Annotated in this window: 20 protein-coding genes and 1 pseudogene; 11 read left to right on the top strand and 10 right to left on the bottom strand. The window is 73.2% G+C overall.

The window, feature by feature from the left end; genetic code table 11:
- Positions 1 to 23 precede the first annotated feature (23 nt).
- Genes EDD40_RS33925 through EDD40_RS33910 form a run of 4 tightly spaced genes read right to left on the bottom strand, consistent with a single transcriptional unit; the run spans position 24 to position 2,620 of the window.
- A complete protein-coding gene (locus EDD40_RS33925) occupies positions 24 to 662 on the bottom strand; it encodes a hypothetical protein (protein WP_148088982.1) in 639 nt (212 codons plus the stop codon).
- A complete protein-coding gene (locus EDD40_RS33920; protein ID WP_123746536.1) occupies positions 655 to 921 on the bottom strand; it encodes a WXG100 family type VII secretion target in 267 nt (88 codons plus the stop codon). The genes EDD40_RS33925 and EDD40_RS33920 overlap by 8 nt, the downstream gene beginning before the upstream one ends.
- Complete coding sequence (locus EDD40_RS33915) at positions 918 to 2,159, bottom strand: PPE domain-containing protein (RefSeq protein ID WP_123746535.1); 1,242 nt, start codon at positions 2,157 to 2,159, stop codon at positions 918 to 920. The genes EDD40_RS33920 and EDD40_RS33915 overlap by 4 nt, the downstream gene beginning before the upstream one ends.
- Positions 2,156 to 2,620, bottom strand: coding sequence for a hypothetical protein (locus EDD40_RS33910; RefSeq protein WP_123746534.1), 465 nt, complete (start codon positions 2,618 to 2,620; stop codon positions 2,156 to 2,158). Before EDD40_RS33910 ends, EDD40_RS33915 begins: the two co-directional genes overlap by 4 nt.
- 287 nt (positions 2,621 to 2,907) lie before the next feature.
- Between EDD40_RS33910 and EDD40_RS33905 the strand changes: the two genes are divergently transcribed.
- The 4 genes from EDD40_RS33905 to EDD40_RS33890 all read left to right on the top strand — a co-directional run bounded on the left by EDD40_RS33905 (position 2,908) and on the right by EDD40_RS33890 (position 6,617).
- Entirely contained in the window at positions 2,908 to 3,483 is a 576-nt protein-coding gene (locus tag EDD40_RS33905) for a uridine kinase family protein (protein ID WP_236594386.1), read from the top strand.
- Positions 3,484 to 3,513: 30 nt separating this feature from the next.
- Positions 3,514 to 3,933: an SRPBCC family protein gene (locus EDD40_RS33900; RefSeq protein WP_123746532.1), complete on the top strand. Its 420-nt coding sequence runs from the start codon at positions 3,514 to 3,516 to the stop codon at positions 3,931 to 3,933.
- A gap of 113 nt (positions 3,934 to 4,046) precedes the next feature.
- On the top strand, positions 4,047 to 5,348 hold the full coding sequence (locus EDD40_RS33895) for an MFS transporter (RefSeq protein WP_123746531.1): 1,302 nt from the start codon (positions 4,047 to 4,049) through the stop codon (positions 5,346 to 5,348).
- Between the two features lie 141 nt (positions 5,349 to 5,489).
- Positions 5,490 to 6,617 (top strand): lytic polysaccharide monooxygenase, encoded by a 1,128-nt coding sequence (locus EDD40_RS33890; protein ID WP_246038007.1) that lies wholly within the window; start codon positions 5,490 to 5,492, stop codon positions 6,615 to 6,617.
- A 27-nt stretch (positions 6,618 to 6,644) separates the two neighbouring features.
- On the opposite strand, the gene EDD40_RS42060 is transcribed toward EDD40_RS33890, so the two are convergent.
- From EDD40_RS42060 to EDD40_RS33875, 4 genes and pseudogenes are all read right to left on the bottom strand, one after another.
- Positions 6,645 to 7,436: an energy-coupling factor ABC transporter ATP-binding protein gene (locus tag EDD40_RS42060; protein ID WP_170185478.1), complete on the bottom strand. Its 792-nt coding sequence runs from the start codon at positions 7,434 to 7,436 to the stop codon at positions 6,645 to 6,647.
- A 12-nt stretch (positions 7,437 to 7,448) separates the two neighbouring features.
- A pseudogene (cbiQ, locus tag EDD40_RS42770) lies at positions 7,449 to 8,045 on the bottom strand (cobalt ECF transporter T component CbiQ); the annotation flags it as partial.
- Between the two features lie 41 nt (positions 8,046 to 8,086).
- Positions 8,087 to 8,395 (bottom strand): PDGLE domain-containing protein, encoded by a 309-nt coding sequence (locus tag EDD40_RS33880; protein WP_123746529.1) that lies wholly within the window; start codon positions 8,393 to 8,395, stop codon positions 8,087 to 8,089.
- Positions 8,392 to 9,081, bottom strand: a complete 690-nt coding sequence (locus EDD40_RS33875; RefSeq protein ID WP_123748489.1) for an energy-coupling factor ABC transporter permease — start codon at positions 9,079 to 9,081, stop codon at positions 8,392 to 8,394. The genes EDD40_RS33880 and EDD40_RS33875 overlap by 4 nt, the downstream gene beginning before the upstream one ends.
- A 213-nt stretch (positions 9,082 to 9,294) precedes the next feature.
- Here EDD40_RS33875 and EDD40_RS33870 point away from each other — a divergent pair, with 213 nt between their 5' ends.
- On the top strand, positions 9,295 to 11,781 hold the full coding sequence (locus EDD40_RS33870; protein ID WP_123746528.1) for a DEAD/DEAH box helicase: 2,487 nt from the start codon (positions 9,295 to 9,297) through the stop codon (positions 11,779 to 11,781).
- A gap of 79 nt (positions 11,782 to 11,860) precedes the next feature.
- Complete coding sequence (locus EDD40_RS33865) at positions 11,861 to 14,809, top strand: AfsR/SARP family transcriptional regulator (RefSeq protein ID WP_123746527.1); 2,949 nt, start codon at positions 11,861 to 11,863, stop codon at positions 14,807 to 14,809.
- A gap of 42 nt (positions 14,810 to 14,851) precedes the next feature.
- Here the strand turns inward: EDD40_RS33865 and EDD40_RS33860 are convergent, their stop codons facing one another.
- A complete protein-coding gene (locus EDD40_RS33860; RefSeq protein ID WP_170185286.1) occupies positions 14,852 to 15,406 on the bottom strand; it encodes an RICIN domain-containing protein in 555 nt (184 codons plus the stop codon).
- A 100-nt stretch (positions 15,407 to 15,506) separates the two neighbouring features.
- Entirely contained in the window at positions 15,507 to 15,923 is a 417-nt protein-coding gene (locus tag EDD40_RS42055; protein ID WP_170185285.1) for an RICIN domain-containing protein, read from the bottom strand.
- Between the two features lie 717 nt (positions 15,924 to 16,640).
- On the opposite strand from EDD40_RS42055, the gene EDD40_RS33850 reads away from it, so the two are divergent.
- Genes EDD40_RS33850 through EDD40_RS33830 form a run of 5 tightly spaced genes read left to right on the top strand, consistent with a single transcriptional unit; the run spans position 16,641 to position 21,095 of the window.
- On the top strand, positions 16,641 to 16,949 hold the full coding sequence (locus EDD40_RS33850) for a hypothetical protein (protein WP_053721693.1): 309 nt from the start codon (positions 16,641 to 16,643) through the stop codon (positions 16,947 to 16,949).
- A 36-nt stretch (positions 16,950 to 16,985) separates the two neighbouring features.
- On the top strand, positions 16,986 to 17,825 hold the full coding sequence (locus EDD40_RS33845) for a LytR/AlgR family response regulator transcription factor (RefSeq protein WP_211348288.1): 840 nt from the start codon (positions 16,986 to 16,988) through the stop codon (positions 17,823 to 17,825).
- Positions 17,822 to 18,208, top strand: coding sequence for a DUF485 domain-containing protein (locus EDD40_RS33840; RefSeq protein WP_123746523.1), 387 nt, complete (start codon positions 17,822 to 17,824; stop codon positions 18,206 to 18,208). The genes EDD40_RS33845 and EDD40_RS33840 overlap by 4 nt, the downstream gene beginning before the upstream one ends.
- Positions 18,205 to 19,926 (top strand): sodium/solute symporter, encoded by a 1,722-nt coding sequence (locus EDD40_RS33835; RefSeq protein WP_123746522.1) that lies wholly within the window; start codon positions 18,205 to 18,207, stop codon positions 19,924 to 19,926. The genes EDD40_RS33840 and EDD40_RS33835 overlap by 4 nt, the downstream gene beginning before the upstream one ends.
- The gene (locus EDD40_RS33830) at positions 19,923 to 21,095 is read left to right on the top strand and encodes a histidine kinase (RefSeq protein WP_170185284.1); all 1,173 of its coding nucleotides are present in this window, start codon (positions 19,923 to 19,925) and stop codon (positions 21,093 to 21,095) included. The genes EDD40_RS33835 and EDD40_RS33830 overlap by 4 nt, the downstream gene beginning before the upstream one ends.
- The last annotated feature ends 123 nt before the right edge of the window (positions 21,096 to 21,218 follow it).

Genomic DNA, 21,218 nt, shown 5'->3' with positions numbered 1-21,218 from the left:
CACCCCCGGCACGGGAGCGAGTCTCACCCCAGGCCCGCCCGGAACGCCGCCGCCGCGCCCCTGGTGGACGCGGGTCGAGGTGGGCCGAGCAGCACGGACGCCAGGTCGGCGGTGAGGGACGAGAAGCTCGTCAGCGTGTCCGCGACGACCGTCGACGGTTCCTCGGCGCGCAGCCGGTCGGCGACCCGCCTGGCCTCCGCGCGGTGGTCGCGCTCCAGCAGCCGGGCCTCCTCCAGCACGTCGTCCAGCTGACGGCGCAGCTCGTCGTGCCGCGCCGCGGCCCGCTCGTGCGCCTCGCCGTCGGCGGCGGTGAAGGACGCCATCGCGCCGGTCCGGTCGAGCTCGTCGGACGCCTCGGCGAGCGCGCGCCGCACACCGAGCGCGCGCCGGTCCAGCTCCTCAGCACGCCGCTGGTTGCCCAGCAGCGTGGTGGCCCAGCCGTCGAGCACCTCGGCCGCCGCCCGCATCGCGCGCCGCACCGCCGTCAGCTCCGACACCACCGCCTCCAACCGCGTCCTGAACCCGTCCGCCGCCGCGCCCGTCCACGGTTCGGGTGGCGCGCCGGGGACTGTAAGGGCAACCGACAACCGCTCGCTCGCCGCCGCCACCGCGCCCGCGTGGCCCGGCGCGGGGTCGAAGCCCAGTCCCCGGTAGTCAGTCATGGCGCAGCTCGTCGGCCTGCCGGTAGGTCTCACCCGCCGCGCGCAACGCGTCCGCCACGGCGTCCAGCTCCACCCCGCGCAGCACGGCCGCCCACTCGGCCACCAGCCGGTCGACCGCCTCGGTGACGCCTTCCGGCCCGAGGTCGCCCGAGGGCTGCTCCAGCGCGGACGCGGTGGCGCGCACCTCGTCGGACACCTCGTCCAACCGGCCCGCGAACGCGGCCAGCTCGTCCGGGTCGACCTGGTAGCCGCCGCTCATTCGCCGAGCACCGGCGGGAACGCGGGCGGCAGGTCGTCGAGCAGGTCGAGGCCGAGGTCGTAGCGGTTGCGGTGCTCGCCGTCGTCCTCGCGGTTGCCCGGCGCCATCGGCGGGTACATGCCGAAGCCCTGCGGGCCGCCCGCGCCGACGACCGGTCCGACGCCGCCCCGGGCCGCCGCGCCGCCCGGCACCGCGCCGAGCACGCCGGACGCGCCACCCGGGCCGAAGCCGCCTTGACCGGCGGCACCTCCCGGGCCGCCGACGCCGGGGCCGAAGGAGCCGCCGCCGCCCGGCGCGAACCCGGACTGCGACCCGAACCCCGACTGCGGCCCGAACCCGGACTGCGAGCCGAACCCGCCGGGGCCGCCGTAGCCGCTGCCGGGGCCGGGCACACCGGCCGCCGCGGCGGACGTGGTGCCCTCGGGCCGCACGCCCGGCTGGGACGGTGCCGGGTCGACGGGCGGCTGCCGGTCCTGGGGCGGCGCGGGCCACGTCGGCGGCACGGGCCCGGGGTCCGACGGCGGCGGGGTCCACGTCGGCTGGGCCCACGCGGGCTGCGTCCCGGTCGGCTCGGTGACCACCGGCGCCTCGTCGAACACCGGCAGCTCGCGCCCGATGCCGTGGCTGGCGGCCTCGTACTGCTCCATCACCCGGACCGCCCGGTCCATGGCCTCCTGCTGCTCGCGCTTGTCCGGCAGGTGGTCGTCCAGCAGCTGCTTGAGCATGTACGCGCCCTGCGGGCCGTCGAGCGTGGTCACGTCGTAGCCGGCGCGGAACCACTGCTCGGCGTCGGGGTGCACCGGCTCGGGGATCGCCCGCGCCGCCTCCTGGACCGCCGAGGTGTAGCCGTCGAGGCCGCCGCCCACCTGGAACGCGTGCCCCGAGGACCGCGCACCCCACTTCGTCAGCTCCGACACCGACTCGGCCGCGGCCACCGCCGACGGGCCCCGCCACGACAGCGCGAGGTTCTGCACGATCTTCTGCACGTCCGCGGTCGCCTGGTCGATGTCGGCCGCCAGCCGCTGCCACTCGTACGTGCGGGTGGCCATCTGCGCGGCGTCGGCCGACTTCACCATGTCCCAGAGCTGCCGGTGCGTGTACGCCCGCCAGTTGATCTTGCCGAAGTTCTCCGGCTCCCGGTTGGCCCGGCGCTGCTGCACGCGCTTCTTGTTGCGCCGGCGCGTGGCCGCCGAGGGGTCGTGGAAGTCGGACCAGTACCCGCCCTTGCGCTCGGTCACCGCAGCCGCCCGAGGTCCTGCCGCACCTGCTCGTCCTGGGCCTGCTGGGTCTTGCCGACCTGCTCCAGCGAGTCGCGCAGCAGCGCCAGCTCCCGCACGTACGACCGCAGCGCCGTGCGCACGCCGCCGCCGACGTCGCCGCCGCGCAGGCCGAACGCCCGGCGCATGTTGAGCGCGACCGGGCCCTTGCCGTCGCCGAGCGGCTGGTCCATCTCGCGGTCCGCGCGGGCCAGCAGCTCGCTCAGCACCCCGTGCAGCCGTTCCAGGTCGGACACCGCCGTGGTGAAGGAGGCCAGGTCCAGCTCGATGAAGTCACCGCCCTCGGCGACCACGCCCGCCGCGCCCGCGCCGGTCGGCCCGGACACCACCGGCACCGCGACCGCCTCCGACCCGCGCCGCTCGTCGCGCAGCTCTTCGCGCATCCGCCTGGCGTCCTCGACGCCGCGCACCCTGACCACCATGGACCACATCGTCCTGTGCCCGCGCGCGGGTGACCAGAGCGGGTGCACAGCGGGAGCAACGGCGGTGCACGATCGGACAAGCCCACCACCCGGGGTGACCCCGCCACCAGCCGGAACCGGACCGGAACCAGGCCGGACCGGAACCGGGCCGGCCGGCGGACGACCGGACCGGCCCGTGACCGGGCGGAGGACGCCCCGTGATCCGCACCGGCCGGTGGTGCGGGAGCAGGGCGGGAGCTGTGCGAAAATCGGCACCCGTGCCGTCACCTGCCGTTCACGCGCGCGCCGTGTTGCTCGCCGGCCCCTCCGGTTCGGGCAAGTCCACCCTCGCCGCCCACCTCGGGCTGCCCGTGCTGCGGCTCGACGACTACTACCGCGAGGGCGACGACCCGCTGCTGCCCCGCGACGAGACCGGCCGGGCGGACTGGGACGCGGAAGGGTCCTGGAACACCGCCGACGCGCTCGCCGCCGTGGTCGAGCTGGCCACCACCGGCACCGTCGAAGCCCCCGTCTACGTGCTCGGCGAGGACCGGAGGGTCGGCTGCCGCACGGTGACCGCGCCCGGCCTGTTCATCGCCGAGGGGCTGTTCGCGGACCGGCTGGTGGCGGGCTGCCGCGAGGCGGGGGTGCTGGCCGACGCCATCGTGCTCGCGCCGAACGCGGTGGTGACGTTCGCCCGCCGCTTCGCCCGCGACGTCGCCGAGGCCCGCAAGCCGGTGCCGCTGCTGGCCCGCCGCGGCCTGCGGCTGCTGCGCGAGCACGCCGGCGTGGTGCGCCGGTGCGTGGACGCGGGCATGCGCCCGGCCCGCCCGCACCACGTGGAGCTCGCCACGATCGGGGGCATGGCCCCCGCGTCGGTGTAGCCCGGACGCGCCGGGGGTACTGCTGCCGGCATGGCTGAGTTCGAGCACGAGCAGACGGTGCCGGTCGACGCGCGGGTGGTGTTCGACCTGGCCCGGGACGTGACCGCGATGCAGGCGTGGCTGCCGGACGGGCTCCAGGTCGAGTCGAGCGGCCCCGAGCGCGTCACCGGCCGGGTGTCCATGGGCGACGAGATCGACGAGGCCGAGGGCTACCTGGCCGAGGACGCCGAGCAGCGCCGGCTGGAGTGGGGCGACCTGGAGGGCGGCGGCTACTCGGGCTGGCTCCAGGTCGACGACGAGGGACCGGGCCGCAGCCGCGTGGTGCTGCACCTGGACGTCACGGGCGAGCACCACGCGGCGGTCGGCGGGGAGGCGCACGAGATCACCGACGAGTACCTCGTGCAGGCGCTGAGCCGGCTCGCAGCGCTGGCGGCACAAAGCGTGACGTGACCGTTTTCACCGCACACCAGGTTTGAACGCGGAAAAGCGGCACCTAGGGTGAACGCCGTTCACCTGGGCACGTCCGCACGTCGAGGCCCCGGACCACCGTCGAGGGAGCTTCGATGTTCCGCGCCTTGCGGAGCCGCAACTACCGTCGCTGGGCGTTCGCCGACCTCGTCTCGGTGACCGGCTCGTGGATGCAGTTGATCGGCCTGAACTGGGTCGTGCTCGACCGCACCGGCTCGGCCGCCTCGGTCGGCCTGTCGGTGCTGCTGGGCGCCCTGCCGTCGGTGCTGCTCGGCCCGTGGGCCGGCGCGCTGGCCGACCGGCTGCCGGCGCGCCGGACCATCCTCGTCTGCCAGGCCCTGCACGCCGTGCTGGCCGCGGTGCTCGCGCTGGTGGTGTGGCGGGGCGCGCCGATCACGGCGGTGTTCGCGCTGACGTTCGCGGCCGGCCTGGTGTCGGTGTTCGACCTGCCCGCGCTGGGCCGGTTCGGCGCGCGGGTGGTGCCGCGGGAGGACCTGGGCAACGCGGTCGCGCTCGGCTCGGTGCTCAGCTCGACCGGCCGCATCCTGGGCATGAGCGGCGCCGCCGTGCTGGCCGCCGCGCTCGGCTCCCCCGCCCTGTTCCTGATCAACTCGGTGAGCTTCCTGGCCGTCGTGGTCGCGGTGCTGACCATCCGCCGCGCCGAGCTGCACCCGTTGGCGAAGAGCCCGGCCGACGGCGCGGGCGTGGTCGCCGGCCTGCGGTACGTGGCGGCCAGCGGACGGCTGCTCCTGCTGTTCGCGCTCGGCTTCACGCTGTCCAGCCTGGGCCGCAACTACCAGGTCACGATGGCCGCGATGAGCGCGGACGCGACCGCGTACGGCCTGCTGTCGACGGTGTTCGCGATCGGCACCGTGATCGGCGGGCTGGCCGCGGCGGCGCGCGAGGCGCTGACCGTGCGGCTGCTGCTGGTGGTCGCCTGCGCGACGAGCCTGCTGCAGGTGACCAGCGGGCTGGTGCCGGGCACGCTCGGCTTCGCCGTCGTGCTGCTGCCCATCGCGGCGGGCGCGGTCGTCATCGACACGACCATGAGCACCCGCGTCCAGCTCGACACGGCGGACGGGATGCGCGGCAGGCTGCTGGCGGTCAACTCGGCCGTCGGCGCGGCGGCGGGCGCGGTGGGCGCGCCGCTGCTCGGCTGGCTGTGTGAACGGATCGGCGCCCCGGAGACGCTGGTGCTGGCGGGCATGGTGACGTTGATGGTGACGGTGTTCGCGGCCTCGGTGCTGGCCGTGCCGCCGCACCACCGCACCGCGCTGGCCCACCGCGTGCTGCGCCGGCCGCACCGGGTGGCGCCGCCCGCCGGCCACCCGGGTCAGCCGCACGGCCCAGCGCGCCCCGCGAAACGCCGGAACCGGCGTGCACGCGTCCGGGTGTAGCCGGACACACCCATAGGGCGGCACACGCTGCGCCGCTGAGATGCACTGCGTAATCGCCCATTCACAGATCGAGGTGCGCGCGGTTACAGTCATGCTTGTTCCTGGGAGCGCTCCCAGAACCTCAACGAGGAGGTGAACGACGTGACGGCCCGACGATGGATCGCGCTGGCCTCGGCCGGTGTGGCCGGCCTGCTGATCGCGACGCTCGTGAACGTGGTCAGCCCGACCGCGGCGTCCGCACACGGCGCCATGATGACCCCGGGCAGCCGGACCTTCCTGTGCTGGAAGGACGGCCTGTCGCCGCAGGGCGACATCCGGCCGCAGAACCCGGCCTGCGCCGCCGCCGTCTCATCCGGCGGCACCAACGCGCTCTACAACTGGTTCGGCGTGCTCCGGTCCGACGGCGCGGGCCGCACCAGCGGCTTCATCCCCGACGGCAAGCTGTGCAGCGGCGGCAACCCGACGTTCTCCGGGTTCGACATCGCGCGCAACGACTACCCGGTGACCCACCTCACCGCCGGCGCGAGCTTCAACTTCACCTACAACAAGTGGGCCGCGCACCCCGGCACGTTCCACCTGTTCGTCACCAAGGACAGCTGGAGCCCGACCCGGCCGCTGGCGTGGAGCGACCTGGAGAGCACGCCGTTCGACAGCGTGACCAACCCGCCGGACAGCGGCGCGGTGGGCACGGTCGAGGGCAAGTACTACTGGAACGCGAAGCTGCCCTCCGGCAAGTCCGGTCGCCACATCATCTACTCGGTGTGGACCCGCTCGGACAGCGCCGAGACGTTCTACAACTGCTCCGACGTCGTGTTCGACGGCGGCAACGGTCAGGAGACGGGCGTCGGCACCGGCGGCGGGACGACGACCACCACCACGACCACCACCACGTCGACGTCGACCACCACCACGACCCCGACGTCGACCACGACCACCACCTCCACGACGCCCACCCAGCCGGGTGACGCGAGCTGCATGGCGATCTACAAGATCACCAGTGCGTGGTCGGGCGGCTTCCAGGCCGAGGTCGAGCTCATGAACCACAGCAAGAGCGCCTACAACGGCTGGACCGCCACCTGGACGTGGGGCGGCAACCAGGCGATCAACAGCCTGTGGAGCGGCGTCAAGTCCGGCTCCGGCTCGCAGGTGGTCGTCAAGAACGCGGCGTGGAACGGCACGGTGGCACCGGAGGCATCGGTGAAGTTCGGCTTCACGGCCAACTACTCCGGCGCCAACTCGCTGCCGACGGTGTCCTGCACCAGCCCGTAGTCCCCCTGTCGGGCTGATCCGGGAGCTTCACCCCAGGTGGAACCCGAACGGGAGCTCCAGCCGGTGCCGGGCGAGCAGCCCGGTGTCGGCCAGGAGCTCCCGCGTCGGTCCGTCGGCCACCACGACACCGCCGTCGATCAGCACGCTGCGCGGGCACAACTGCAAGGCGTAGGGCAGGTCGTGGGTGACCATGAGCATGGTGCGGTCCAACCCCAGCAGCACCTCGGCCAGCTCTCGGCGGGCCACCGGTTCCAGGTTCGCCGAGGGCTCGTCGAGCACCAGGATCTCGGGGTCGCAGGCCAGCACGGTGGCCAGCGCGACCCGGCGGCGCTGCCCGCCGGACAGGTGCAGCGGCGACCGGTCGGCGAAGTCCGCCATGCCCACGGCGGCCAGCGCGCGGGCCACCCGCTCGTCGAGCTCCGCGCCGCGCAGCCCGAAGTTCGCCGGGCCGAACGCCACGTCCTGCCGCGCGGTGGGCAGGAACAGCTGGTCGTCGGGGTCCTGGAAGACCACGCCGACGCGGCGGCGGATCTCCTTGAGGTGCGCCTTCTCCACCGGCAGCCCGGCCACCTCGACCCGGCCGGACCCACCGCCCAGCACACCGTTGAGGTGCAGCGCGAACGTCGTCTTGCCCGCGCCGTTCGGGCCGAGCACGGCGACCCGCTCACCGCGTTCCACCCGCAGGTTCACCCCGAAGAGGGCCTGGTGGCCGTCCGGGTACGCGTACGCCAGCTGCTCCACCACGAGCGCCGGCGCGGACCGCCGCGGCTCGACGGGCGCCGCTCCCTCGGCACCGCCCGCGCCCGCCGCGTCGGGCATCCGGCCCGTCCAACCTCGCGACACCATCGCCAGGTGCACCCTCTCGCCGCGCTCGTAGGACCGGATGAACAGGCTGCCCACGCCGCGCGCGGTCGCGCCGAGCTGCCAGAGGAACCGCGGGTCGTCGCCCCGGGAGATCCGGGCCACCCGCATCCGCTTGGCCTCGCCCACGATCACCTCGGCGTACCGCAGCATCAGGGTGGCGATGGTGATCAGCACCGACGGCGTCCGCAGCCGTTGCAGGCCGAGCAGCAGGTCCTGCGGCGCGGTCGTGGCCGCGAGCGTCAACGACGTCAGCAGCCCGAGCGTGCCCTTGACCAGGATGTTCCACCCGGCCATCGTTCCCTCCGCCGACACGGACAGACCGAGCAGGTCAACCCGCCCGCCCCCGCCGGTGACCGGCAGCAGCAGGGCCAGCAGCACGAACGGCGCCTCGATCACCGACCGCGCGGCGAACCACCGCACCGGCACGCGGGCCACCGCCCAGACCGCCGCGAGCGCGAGCAGGTAGGCGCCGAACGCCCAGAACGCCTCGCGCGGCGTGGCCACCACGCACAGCACCGCCACCACCGCCGCGACGATCTTCACCTGCGGCGCGAGGCGGTGCACCGGCGAGTCGCCCGGCCGGTGCAGGAACCCGTGTCCCGCGCTCACCCCACGTCGGGCTTCGCGTCGGCGGGCTTCCCGGGACGCTTGCGCAGCACCCGGAACAGCCCGCCCGCGACGGCCAGCGTGACCGCCACGCCGAGGACGCCCGCGAGCCCGGTGAACCGGTCGTCGCCGCCCAGCGCGTAGTCGGCCAGCGGCCACCCGGACAGCGGGTGCTCCCGCGCGTGCTCGGCGATGCCCTGCTGCTCGGTGACGTGGTCCAACCCGTCCGGGTCGGAGTCGGCGAAGTAGGACACCACGCCCGCCAGCAGCACGCTGACCACCGCGAACCCCAGGAAGAAGCGCTTCACGCCCTCAACTCCAGCTTCTGCGGCACGCCGCGCAGCAGGTGCACCAGGTCCGGCCGGACCGCCGCGACCGCGGTCACGGTCACCGCGGTGATCACGCCCTCGCCGATGCCGATCAGCACGTGCACGCCGAGCACCGCGGCGGCGACCGTGCCGAACGCCACACCGCCCTGGCCGCCGATGGCGTACTCCAGCACGAAGCCGAACGACGCCAGCACCGTGTTGACCAGCGCCGACACGAACGCGACCGCGGCGAGCCCGCCCTTGCCCCGGGTCGCGAGCCGGCGCAGCGCCAGCGCCGTGAGGTAGCCGACCGCGGTGCCGAGGAGGGCCATGTTGGTGACGTTCGCGCCGAGCGCGGTGACACCGCCGTCGGCGAAGAAGAGGGACTGGACGACCAGCACGATCGTCACGCACAGCGCGCCGACCCACGGCCCGACCAGGATCGCGGCGAGCGCGCCGCCGAGCAGGTGCCCGCTGACGCCGGGCAGCACCGGGAAGTTCACCATCTGGGTGGCGAACACGAACGCCGCCACCAGGCCCGCCATCGGCGAGGTCCGGTCGTCGAGGTCGCCGCGCGCCTTGACCAGCGCCACGCCCACCCCGGCCACCGCGACCGCGACGAACAGCAGCGAGGTCGGCGCGTTCAGCAGGCCGTCGCTCATGTGCATTGCCACCGGTTCGGACACGGGCACCACGCTAGTTGCCAGTCGTCCGCAATGGCCAGCTCGATGCAACAACGATTCCGGTCACCGCGCCGGGCGAACCGGGTCGTCCGGACGGCTCGCGCGACGCCCGCCGGAGTCGTCCGCGCGCCTCACCGCACCCCTGGGCGGCGACGCCGACCAGCGACGATCACACGATCGTGGCGCACGGGTCGGTGGCACTATGCTCTGCCTGCGATGACTCTCACCGACCGCCTGCCGGCCACCCCCGACCCCGACGTCCTCTACGACACCTTCGCCGACTGGGCGCGAGAGCGGGGGCTGTCGCTGTACCCGGCGCAGCAGGAGGCGTTGATCGAGATCGTCTCCGGCTCGAACGTCATCCTCAGCACGCCCACCGGCTCGGGCAAGTCGCTGGTCGCCATCGGCGCGCACTTCGCCGCCATGGCGGAGGGCAAGCGGACCTACTACACCGCGCCCATCAAGGCCCTGGTGTCGGAGAAGTTCTTCGCGCTGATCGAGACGTTCGGCGCGGACAACGTCGGCATGGTGACCGGCGACGCCGGCGTCAACGAGACCGCGCCCATCATCTGCTGCACGGCCGAGATCCTGGCCAACATCGCGCTGCGCGACGGCACGAAGGCCGACGTCGGCCAGGTCGTCATGGACGAGTTCCACTTCTACTCCGAGCCCGACCGCGGCTGGGCCTGGCAGGTGCCGCTGATCGAGCTGCCGCAGGCCCAGTTCCTGCTGATGTCGGCGACGCTGGGCGACGTCACGTTCTTCGAGAAGGACCTGACCCGCCGCACCGGCCGCACGACGTCGGTGGTGCGGTCCGCCGAACGCCCGGTGCCGTTGAACTTCCAGTACGTCACCACCCCGCTGCACGAAACGATCGAAGACCTGCTGCACGGCCGCGAAGCGCCGATCTACGTGGTGCACTTCACCCAGGCGTCCGCGCTGGAACGCGCGCAGTCGCTGATGAGCGTGAACGTCGCCACCCGCGCCGAGAAGGACGCCATCGCGGCCACGATCGGCCGGTTCCGGTTCACCTCCGGGTTCGGCAAGACGCTGTCCCGCCTGGTCCGGCACGGCATCGGCGTGCACCACGCGGGCATGCTGCCGAAGTACCGGCGGCTGGTCGAGCAGCTCGCGCAGGCGGGCCTGCTCAAGGTCATCTGCGGCACGGACACCCTCGGCGTCGGCATCAACGTGCCCATCCGCACGGTGGTGTTCACCGCCCTGTCCAAGTACGACGGCCAGCGCACCCGCCACCTCAAGGCCCGCGAGTTCCACCAGATCGCGGGCCGGGCGGGCCGCGCGGGCTACGACACCATCGGCACGGTCGTGGTGCAGGCGCCCGACCACGTGGTGGAGAACGAGAAGGCGCTGGCCAAGGCGGGCGACGACCCGAAGAAGCGGCGCAAGGTGGTGCGCAAGAAGGCCCCCGACGGCTTCGTGTCGTGGAGCGACCAGACCTTCGAGCGGCTCAAGAGCGCCGAGCCGGAGCCGCTGACGTCGAGCTTCCAGGTCAGCCACGCCATGCTGCTCAACGTGATCGGCAGGCCCGGCGACGCGTTCGGCGCGATGCGGCACCTGCTGGAGGACAACCACGAGGACCGGCCCGCGCAGCGCAGGCACATCCTGCGGGCCATCCAGATGTACCGGGGCCTGCTGGCGGCGGGCGTGGTGGAGCGGCAGGGCGGCGAGATCCGGCTCACCGTGGACCTCCAGGTGAACTTCGCCCTCAACCAGCCGCTGTCACCGTTCGCGCTGGCCGCGATCGAGCTGCTGGACCGCGAGTCGCCGTCCTACGCGCTCGACGTGCTGTCCGTGGTGGAGTCCACTCTGGACGACCCCCGCCAGGTGCTGTCGGCGCAGGAGCACAAGGCGCGCGGCGAGGCCATCGGCGCGATGAAGTCCGAGGGCATCGAGTACGACCAGCGGATGGAGCTGCTGGAGGAGGTGACGTACCCGAAGCCGCTCGCCGAGCTGCTGGAGGCCGCGTTCACCACCTACCGGCGCGGGCACCCGTGGGTCGCCGACCACCACCTGTCGCCGAAGTCCGTGGTGCGGGACATGTTCGAGCGGGCCATGACGTTCGCCGAGTACGTGTCGCACTACCAGCTCGCGCGCTCGGAGGGCCTGGTGCTGCGGTACCTGGCCGACGCGTACAAGGCGCTGCGGCAGACCGTGCCCGAGGACGCCAAGACCGAGGAGCTCAGCGACCTGCAGGAGTGGCTGGGCGAGCTGGTCCGCCAGGTCGACTCCAGCCTGCTGGACGAGTGGGAGAAGCTGCGCAACCCCTCGGAAGAAGAAGCGGCGGACCTGTCGTCGAGCGACGCGCCACCCGCCGTCACCGGCAACGTGCGGGCGTTCCGGGTGCTGGTGCGCAACGCGTTGTTCCGGCGCGTCGAGCTGGCCGCCCGGCGCAACTACTACGAGCTGGGCCGGCTGGACGGCGACGCGGGCTGGACCGCCGAGGAGTGGCAGGACGCGCTCGACCCGTACTTCGAGGAGCACGACGAGATCGGCATGGGCCCGGACGCGCGCGGACCGGCGTTGCTGCTGATCACCGAGGAGCCGGGGCTGTGGCGGGTCCGCCAGGTCCTGGACGACCCGGCGAAGGACCACGACTGGGGCTTCACCGCCGAGGTCGACCTGGCCGAGTCCGACGAGATCGGCACGGCCGCCGTGCGGATCACCGAAGTCGGCAGGCTCTGACCGGCCTGGGGTCCATCCGGTGGTACTGCGGCGCGGACCGGGGCACGAGCATGTCAACGTCGGGAGAGAACGGAGGCGGTTGACCCTGTCGCAGGACGAGTTCGGCGTGCTGGGGTCGCTCGTGGTCCGCCGGAACGGCCGCTCGGTCCCCGTCACCGCCGCCAAGCACCGCATCGTCCTGGCGACCCTGCTGCTGGACGCGAACCGCTCGGTGCCCGCGAGCGACCTGATCCGCCGGGTGTGGGGCGAGACGCCGCCGGACCGCGCCGCGCAGACGCTGCCGGTGTACGTCATGCGGTTGCGGCGCGCGCTCGGCGAGCCGCCGCTGATCCACACCACGCCCACCGGCTACCGGATCGACCTGCCGCCCGGCGCGCTGGACCTGCACCGGTTCGAGGCGGCGGCCGAGCAGGGCGCGAAGCTGGCCGCCGCCGAGGACTTCACCGCCGCCGCCGACGCCTACGAACGCGCGCTGGAGTGCTGGCACGGGCCGCCGCTGGCCGACGTGCCGTCGGAGTCGCTGCACGAGACCGAGGCGCCGAACCTCGTCGAGCAGCGCTTGCGGGTGATCTCCGAGCTGGTGGACGTGAAGCTGCGGCTCGGCCGGTCCGACGAGGTGGTCGCCGACCTGCGCCGGCTGACCGCGCAGCACCCGCTGCGGGAGCGGTTCTGGTCGCAGCTGATGGTGGCGCTGTACCGGGTGGACCGGCAGGCCGACGCGCTGGACGCCTACCGGCAGGCGTCCACGACGCTCGCGCGGGAGCTGGGCGTGGACCCGAGCGACTCGCTGCGCGCCGTGCAGCACGCCATCCTCACCGGCGACCCGGCGCTGCACCAGCCGGTCGCGAGCACGTGGGCGCCGGTGTCGCAGCTGCCCGCGCCGGTGGGCAACTTCGTCGGCCGCGGCGCGGAGCTGACCCGGGTGACGGGGCTGCTGGAGCGGGGCACGGCCACCGTGGTCGTGTGCGGGCCGCCGGGCGTCGGCAAGACGGCGTTCGCCATCTCGGTGGCGCACGCGGTGCGCGACCGGTACCCCGACGGCCAGCTGTACGTGAACCTGCGCGGGCACTCCACGTCGCCGCCGCTGCCGACGTCCGCCGTGCTGGCGCGGTTCCTGCGGGCGATGGGCGTGCGGGCCGACCACATCCCGGTCGACGAGGAGGACCTGGTCGCCGGCTACCGGGCCCGGCTGCGCGGCCGGCGGGTGCTGATCACGCTGGACAACGCCGCGTCGGTGGAGCAGGTGCGGCCGCTGCTGCCCGCCGACCCCGGCTGCTCGGTGCTGATCACCAGCCGCAACGAGCTGCGGCTGCGCGGCACGACGGTGCGGCTGGACGTGCTGCGCGGCGACGAGGCGTGGAAGCTGCTGGCCCGGTCGCTGGGCGCGGAGGCCGCCGTGACGCAGTTCGACGCGCTCGGCGAGCTGGCCCGGCTGTGCGGGTACCTGCCGCTGGCGCTGCGGATCGCGTTGGGGAACCTGGTGGGCTCCTCGCACGTGGACGTGGCGTCGTACGTGGAGGAGCTGCGCGGCGGCGACCGGCTGGCCGTGCTGGCGGTGGACAACGATGACACGGCGGCGGTGCGGCGGGCGTTCGACCTGTCGTACGCGGCGCTGGCGCCGGCCGCGGCCCGGCTGTTCCGGCTGACCGGGCTGCTGCCGGGACCGGACTTCAGCGTGTTCGGGGCGGCGGCGTTGCTGGACGCGCCCGAGGACGTGGCGCGCGGGCTGCTGGAGGACCTGGCGTCGGCGCACCTCGTGCAGCGGGTCGGGCCCGACCGGTTCGCCCTGCACGACCTGCTGCACGACTACGCGGCCGACCGCGCCGAGGCGGCCGGCGAGGACCTGGACGCGGCGCGGCGACGGCTGTTCGACTGGTACCTGCGCACGGCCGTCGAGGTCGGCGACGTGCTGTACCCGGAGCTGGGCACGTCCGGGCCGCCCCGGATGAGCCCGGACGAGGCCAGGGCGTGGCTGGCCGCGGAACGGGCCAGCGTGCTGGCGGCGACCGAGCACTGCGCCGCGCGCGGCCCGCTGCCCATGGCCTGGCAGCTGATCAACTCGGTGAGCGGGTACCTCGGGTCGCACGGGCACCACGTGGAGTTCCTCAACGCCGTCGGCGCGGCGCTGGGCGCGGCGCGCGCGGCGGGCGACCACGACGCCGAGACGTTGATGACGGTGTGGCTCGCGACCGAGCACCGCAACCTGGGCAACCTGCGGGCCGCGCAACGGCACCTGCGGGCCGTGCGGCCGTCCGCGCGGGCGGAGTGGCTGCACGTCGGGTTGGACGGGATCGTGCACCTGGAGCTCGGCGAGCTGCCCGCCTCGCTCGCCGCGTTCGAGCGGATGGCGGAGCTGGCCGAGGTCGAGGGCGCCCTGCCGCACGTGCGGATCTCGGCGTTGACCGGGCTCGGCGCGGTGTGGCTGATGCGCGGCGACCTGGTGACGGCCGAGTCGTTCCTGTCCTCGGGGCTGGCGCTGGCGCAGGCGGCCGACGGGGTGAACATCGAGGCGGCGTGCGCCGCGCTGCTCGGGCGGTGCAGCACCGCGGCCGGGGACTACGCGCGGGCCGCGGAGTTGCAGCGCTACGCGTTGGAGGCGTGGTACCGCAGTGGCGCGCGGCACCCGCGGGCGGAGGCGATGGCGCACCTGGCGGCGGCGTTGTGCCTGGGCGGGGAGCACGCGGAGGCGATGCGGACGGCCCAGCGGGCGTTGGCGCTGGTGCAGGAGCTGGGCGGGAGCCGGCGGATCGAGTCGGAGGTGCACAACGCCCTCGGCCTGGTCCTGCGCCACCTGGGCAAACCGGGGCTCGCCGTGGCGGCCCACCTGCGCGCGCTGGAACTGGCCACGTCCTCCGACTACCGCTACGGCGTCGCGCGTTCCCACGTCAGCCTGGTCCACGCCCTGTCCGCCGACGGCCGCCGCGCGGAAGCCCTCCGCCACGCCCGCGTGGGCCGCGACCTGGCCTCCCGCAGCGGCTTCGGCGAGTTCGAATCCCTCGCCGCCGCCGCCCTGTCCGACCTGACGTGACGGTCCGGCGGGACGGCCGACCGCCGCCCCGCCGGACCGCGCTCAGATCTGGAGCTCCCACACCTGGTCGAGGTAGGAGGTGGTGCACCCGGCCTGGAAGACCTGCGTGTTGGCGAGCACGGCGCCCTGCACGGCAAGGCACTTGCCGCTGTAGACGTTGAGGATCTTGTAGCCGAGGAGGTAGCTCCCCGAGTAGTACGCCTGACGCACCCACTGCTGGTCCGCGTACGTCCCGCAGTCGATCTGGAACGCCGGTGCGTTGTGCTGCTGGACGGCCAGGCAGCGGTTGGTGTGCTCGTTGCGGAGCCGGTAGGACCCGTTGTAAGGCTCCCACCGCCAGTACTGGTCGGCGAACGCGGGGTTGCAGTCGATCTGGAACACCGCGCCGCCGTTGACGTTGCTCGGGCCGTGCACCGCCGCGCAGCGGTTGGTGTAGTGGTTGGTCATGCGGTACACCTCGGCCGACTCCGCCGCGGCGGCCTGCTCGACCGGGTTCCCGTCCGCCGGCCCCGCCTGTGCCGGGGACACGACCACGACGACAGCCGCCACCGCGGCGAACAGCACCGCGGCCAGGCGTGCCAGTGTCAAGCGCGACAAATCGTTCCTCCTCTTCCTCCGGCGGGCGCCCCTCGTCGAGGCGCCCGGACGTGCCGGGTCGACGACGTCGACCGCACCGTGAATGCCGATCGGACCGTGCTCAGATGCCGAACCAGCGTTGGTCGGCGTAGCCCACCGCGTCGTACTGGTAGACCGGGGCGCCGTCGACGTTGTTGGCCCCCTGGACGGCCAGGCACTGGCCGCTGTGCCGGTTCCGGATGCGGAAGACGTCGGCGCCCCCTGCCTGCGCCTCCCACTTCTGGTCCGCGTAGGCGGGCGTGCAGTTGATCTGGAAGGCCGGGGCGTTGGTCCCCTGCACCGCCAGGCACCTGGCCGTGCAGGCGTTGCTCACCTGCGAGTACGCGAGCGCGCCGGGGTCCTGGCTCGTGCGCCTGGTCACCTGGAGGCCCGACGCGACGATCTCGGCGATCGCGGCGTCGACGGTGTCGGCCGGCGAGGCCGCCTGGGAAGCGGGCGAGAACATCAGGACCGCGGTCACCGCGGCGAGGAGTCCCACCGCGAGCCTGACGACGGTCTTCGGGCAGGCATCATTCACCATCCCTTTCGGATTTGATCTGCGACAGCCCGGCCCACTCGGATCGGGCGAACCCGGGTCCGAGCGCTGCAGTCGGATCCGCACGCGACCCGGAAAGCGCGGCCGCCGAATTCCACTCCTGCACGGCCGGCGGTCACCGCCGCGCACTCGTGGATCCGATGAAACGACAACAGCCCCGGTCGAGCCCCGAAACCACGCGTACCCATTCACCCGTAGCACCGGACCGGAATTGCGAGCACGACGATACTGCATCCCGAAAAGCTGTCAACCGAAGAATCGAGCACCCACTTCGACGGGCATGAGAATGAGCACCCCGCCCAACCGGACAGTAAATCCACGAAGAGGTCGCGAGGGCAATGCGCGTGCGGAAGGTGAGCGCCTCGCACCACCACGACGACAGTTGCGCGGAGTGCCTCGGGACGACCCGACCGGGGGTGCTCCGTCCCTCTGGCGGGACACCGGGTCAGCGTCGGACGTGCGTGTCGAACGCTCACGACCCTCGAGATCACCACACGAGTCACCTCACCGGATGACACGGGTGGCGCACCCGGAGGTCCTGGAGGTTCGACCCGCGGCCGCAGCACCAATCGAGACCACTCCTCCGGGTCGTTGACCGCGTGGTCGGTGGACGAGAGCATCGGGTTTCGATACTTCGGCGGCTCACTCGTGGGGGATGTCATGGATTCCGATCCGCACGTCGGACTGGCGCGGATCGTGGACCCGGCGCCGCGCACTTCCGCCGAATTGGTCTGCGCCCTGACGGAGCTGGCACGGCTGGCGAACGAGTGGTCCGACGTGGTGCGCGGGCTGCACGAGCCGACCCGGCGCCTGGTCGGCAGCGCGGCGGCGGCGTCGGTGTCGCTGGCCGCGCGCCGGGCCGAGGAGGCGTTCCTCGAACTGGAGATGACGCTGGGTGACGCCCAGGCGGCGCGCCGGTCATTGCCCTTGGCCACCCCGAAGGGTGAGGATAGGCGTCCGGTGGTCTAATCGCCGACGTCGCCGACCACACCACATTGGAACTCCATGACCTCAGGACTTCCCTGCCCTCTCTGCGAGGGCCCGGAGCGCCGCGGGGCGCTTGAACGGACACTGAGGGTGCTCGCCGTCGACGACGAGGCCCCCGCGCTGGAGGACCTGGTCTACCTGCTGCGCTCCGACCCGCGCGTCGCCCACGTGGAGGGCGTCACGGACGCGACCAAGGCGTTGCGGACGCTGCACCGCGCCATGGACGCGGGCCAACCGGTCGACGCCGTCTTCCTCGACATCCGCATGCCGGGCCTGGACGGGCTCGACCTGGCCCGCGTGCTGTCCCGGTTCGCCCAGCCGCCGCGCATCGTGTTCGTCACCGCGCACCAGGAACCCGCGGTCGAGGCGTTCGAGCTGAAAGCGCTCGATTACCTGCTCAAGCCCGTTCGGGCGGAACGGCTGGCCGAATCGGTGCACCGGATCGTGCACGAGGTGCTCGATTCGAAGGCGCCGGAACCGGTCGCCGCCGCGCCGGCCGAGAAAGCGCCCGAAGTGGGCGACGAAGTCATCCCGGTCGAACTCGGTGGCATCACCAGGTTCATCAGGTTGGCGGACATCCGGTACGTCGAGGCGCACGGCGACTACGCCCGGCTGCACACCGCGACCGGCAGCGGGCTGGTCCGCGCCGCGCTCAACGGGCTGGAGGAGCGGTGGCGCTCCGCGGGGTTCGTGCGCATCCACCGCAGCCACCTCGTGTCGCTCGGCCACATCGACGAGCTGCGGCTGGAGGACGGCCACCTGAGCGTCAACATCGGCGGCGCGGTGCTGCCGGTCAGCCGGCGCCACGCCCGGCACCTGCGGCAGCTGCTGGTGCGCCGCAACCGGCAGCCGTCGTGACCTCGCCGCAGCGGCCGCACACCCAGCGGGTCGTGGTGACGAGCCCGCGCACCCGCGCGCCGCGCGCACCCCGGCCGTATCCCGCGTCGCGGGAGATCGACGAGCAGAGCGAGCTGGGCGCGGTGTACATGCGGTCGCTGATCCGGACCCAGCGGCGGCTCGGGCTGCTGCTGTGCGCGGTCGTGTGCGGCAGCGTGGCGGCGCTGCCCCTGGTGTTCACGCTCGTGCCCCAAGTCGCCGCGCAGCGGCTGCTGGGCCTGCCGCTGCCGTGGCTGCTGCTGGGTCTGCTGGTGTTCCCGGTGTTCGTGCTGGCGGGCTGGTTCTACGTGCGCCAGGCCGAGCGCAGCGAACGCGAGTTCGCGGAGCTGGTGGAGCGTTCGTGAGCAGTGGGTACGGCATCGTCGCGGTGCTGGTCGTCGCGGTCGGCACGATGCTGGTCGGCACCTACGGGCTGCGGATCTCGCGCACGACGTCGGACTTCTTCGTCGCCTCGCGCACCGTCTCGCCGTGGTGGAACGCCTCCGCGATCGGCGGCGAGTACCTGTCCGCGGCGTCGTTCGTCGGCATCGCCGGGCTGATCTTCGCGCACGGGCCGGACATGCTGTGGTTCCCGGTCGGCTACACGGCGGGCTACCTGGTGCTGCTGGCGCTGGTCGCCGCTCCCCTGCGCCGCAGCGGCGCGTACACGCTGCCGGACTTCGCCGAGGCGCGGTTCGCGTCGCCGGCGGTGCGCGCGGTGGCGAGCGTGTTCGCGCTGGGCATCGGGTGGCTGTACCTGTTGCCGCAGCTGCAGGGCGCCGGCCTGACCCTGCACACGGTGACGGGCACCCCGGACTGGGTGGGCGCGCTGGTGGTCGCGCTGGTCGTCACCACGAACGTGATCTCCGGCGGGATGCGCAGCATCACGTTCGTGCAGGCGTTCCAGTACTGGCTCAAGCTGACCGCGATCGCGGTGCCGGTGGTGTTCCTGGTGATGGCCTGGCACGCGCACGGCGCGCGGGACCTGACCGGGCCGCAGTTCCCCGAGTTCCCGAAGCAGACCACGGTCACGTTCGACTCGGACACCACGTTCGACGCCTCCCGCGCCACGCCCTTCAACGGCTCCGGCCGGGTCGACGGCCGGCGGGTCGACGGCGGCGGCCGGTTGACCGTGGGCCGGCACGAGGTGTCCGCCGGCACGCGGCTCACGTTCCCCGAGGGCGCGGCGGTGCCGCACGTGCGGTCGATCCCGTCGAACACCAACGACGTGTGGGCGCTGCCGATGCGCGGCGGCGAGCGGTTCCCGCTGTACGCGGTGTACTCGCTGATCATCGCCACGTTCCTGGGCACGATGGGCCTGCCGCACGTGATCGTGCGCTTCTACACCAACCCGAACGGGCGGGCGGCGCGGCGCACGACGTTGATCGTGCTGGGCCTGCTGGGCGTGTTCTACCTGATGCCGCCGATCTACGGCGCGCTCGGCCGGCTCTACACGCCCGAGCTGCTGATGACCGGTGACACGGACGCGGTGGTGCTGGTGCTGCCGAGCCGGATGATCGACGGGCTCGGCGGGCAGCTGCTGGGCGCGCTGGTGGCCGGTGGGGCGTTCGCCGCGTTCCTGTCCACGTCGTCCGGCTTGATGGTGTCGTTGGCGGGGGTGCTGAGCCGGGACGTGCTGCGGCTGCGGGGCGTGCGCGGGTTCCGGGTGTCGACGGTGTTGGCCGTGCTGGTGCCGCTGGGCATGACGTGGCTGGTGGGCAAGGTGCCGGTGGCGGACATGGTGGGGCTGGCGTTCGCGGTGGCGGCGTCGTCGCTGTGCCCGCTGCTCGTGCTGGGCATCTGGAGCACGCGCATCTCCACGGTCGGCGCGGTCGCCGGGATGGTGGCGGGCGGCCTGCCCGCCCTGGTGGCCGGGCTGGTCACGATCAGCGCCCGTGGCGGCGGCGCGTGGTACCACGTGTTCCTGGCCAGGCCCGCCGCGTGGACCGTGCCGCTCGGTTTCGTCGTGATGTACGTGGTGTCGCTGCTGACGCCGCGCAAGGTGCCTCCGGGGGTGAACCACGTCATGGTGCGCTTGCACGCGCCGGAGAACCTGGGTCTGCGCAGTCAGGACCGGTTGTGACCGCGTTGTGGACGGCGGGCGCGATCCTGCTCGTCGGCCTCGCCGTGGTGAGCACGCTGTGGTGGACCTCCCGCACCCGCAACGACTTCCTGACCCACGAGCAGCGGATCACGTTCGAGACGCTGCACACCGCATGGTCCGCCGCTCCCCCGCTGCGCGCCGGGCTGGTGCCGGAGGCGGCGAAGAAGTCGGCCAAGCACCTGCGGACGCTGCTCGGCACGCCCGCGCTCGCGTTGACCGACGAGACCGAGGTCGTGGCGTGGGAGGGCGACGGCGGGCACCACGCGGCCGAGGCGATGGGGCTGGCCGCCGACGTGTTCTCCACCGGCCGCACCCGGGCGTTCGACATCACCTGCTCCGCGCCCGACTGCCCCGTGCACACGGCCGTCCTCGCGCCGCTGACCGTGGAGGGACGGGTGGTGGGCGTGCTGGCGGCCTACAGCCGGGAGGCGTCGGCCGGGTTGGTGCGGGCGACGAACGAGGTGGCGCGCTGGGCGTCGGGCCAGCTGGAGCTGGCCGAGCTGGACCGGTCGCGGACCCGGTTGGTGGAGGCGGAGGTGCGGGCGCTGCGGGCGCAGATCTCGCCGCACTTCATCTACAACTCGTTGTCCGCCATCGCGTCCTACGTGCGCACGGACCCCGAGCGCGCTCGCACGCTGTTGCTGGACTTCGCCGACTTCACCCGCTACTCGTTCCGCCGGGCGGGTGACTTCACCACGTTGTCGGAGGAGCTGAAGTCGATCGACCAGTACCTGGCCCTGGAACGGGCCCGGTTCGGCGAGCGGCTGAAGGTGACGTTGCAGATCGCGCCGGAGGTGCTGCCGGTGACCGTGCCGTTCCTGTGCCTGCAACCGCTGGTGGAGAACGCCGTGCGGCACGGGATGGAGGGCAAGGTCGGGCCGGGCCACATCTCGATCCTGGCGGCGGACGCGGGCGAGGAGGCCCACATCACCATCGAGGACGACGGCATCGGCATGGACCCGGACGCGCTGCGCCGCACGTTGGCGGGCCAGGTCGGCGAGACGGCCGGGATAGGGCTGGGGAACATCGACGAACGCCTCCGGCGCTGCTACGGCGACGACTACGGCCTCGTCGTGGAAACGGCCCAGGGGCTGGGGACGAAGATCAGCGTGAGGGTGCCGAAGTACCAGGCGGGCGTGCACGCCTGACCGCGCGAACGGTGGCGCCACGCCGGGAACCGGTCACCCTCCGGCAGGCGGTTCACGACGTCGGACCACCTCGACCCCGAAAACTGCCGAAGCTGCTCGCCGCCGCCGAGGAGGCGGGTGCCG

It is taken from the genome of Saccharothrix texasensis, from assembly GCF_003752005.1.
GTDB classification, from domain to species: domain Bacteria; phylum Actinomycetota; class Actinomycetes; order Mycobacteriales; family Pseudonocardiaceae; genus Actinosynnema; species Actinosynnema texasense.
Note: the sequence above shows the minus strand (reverse complement) of the source record. Positions and strands in the feature narration are given on the sequence as shown.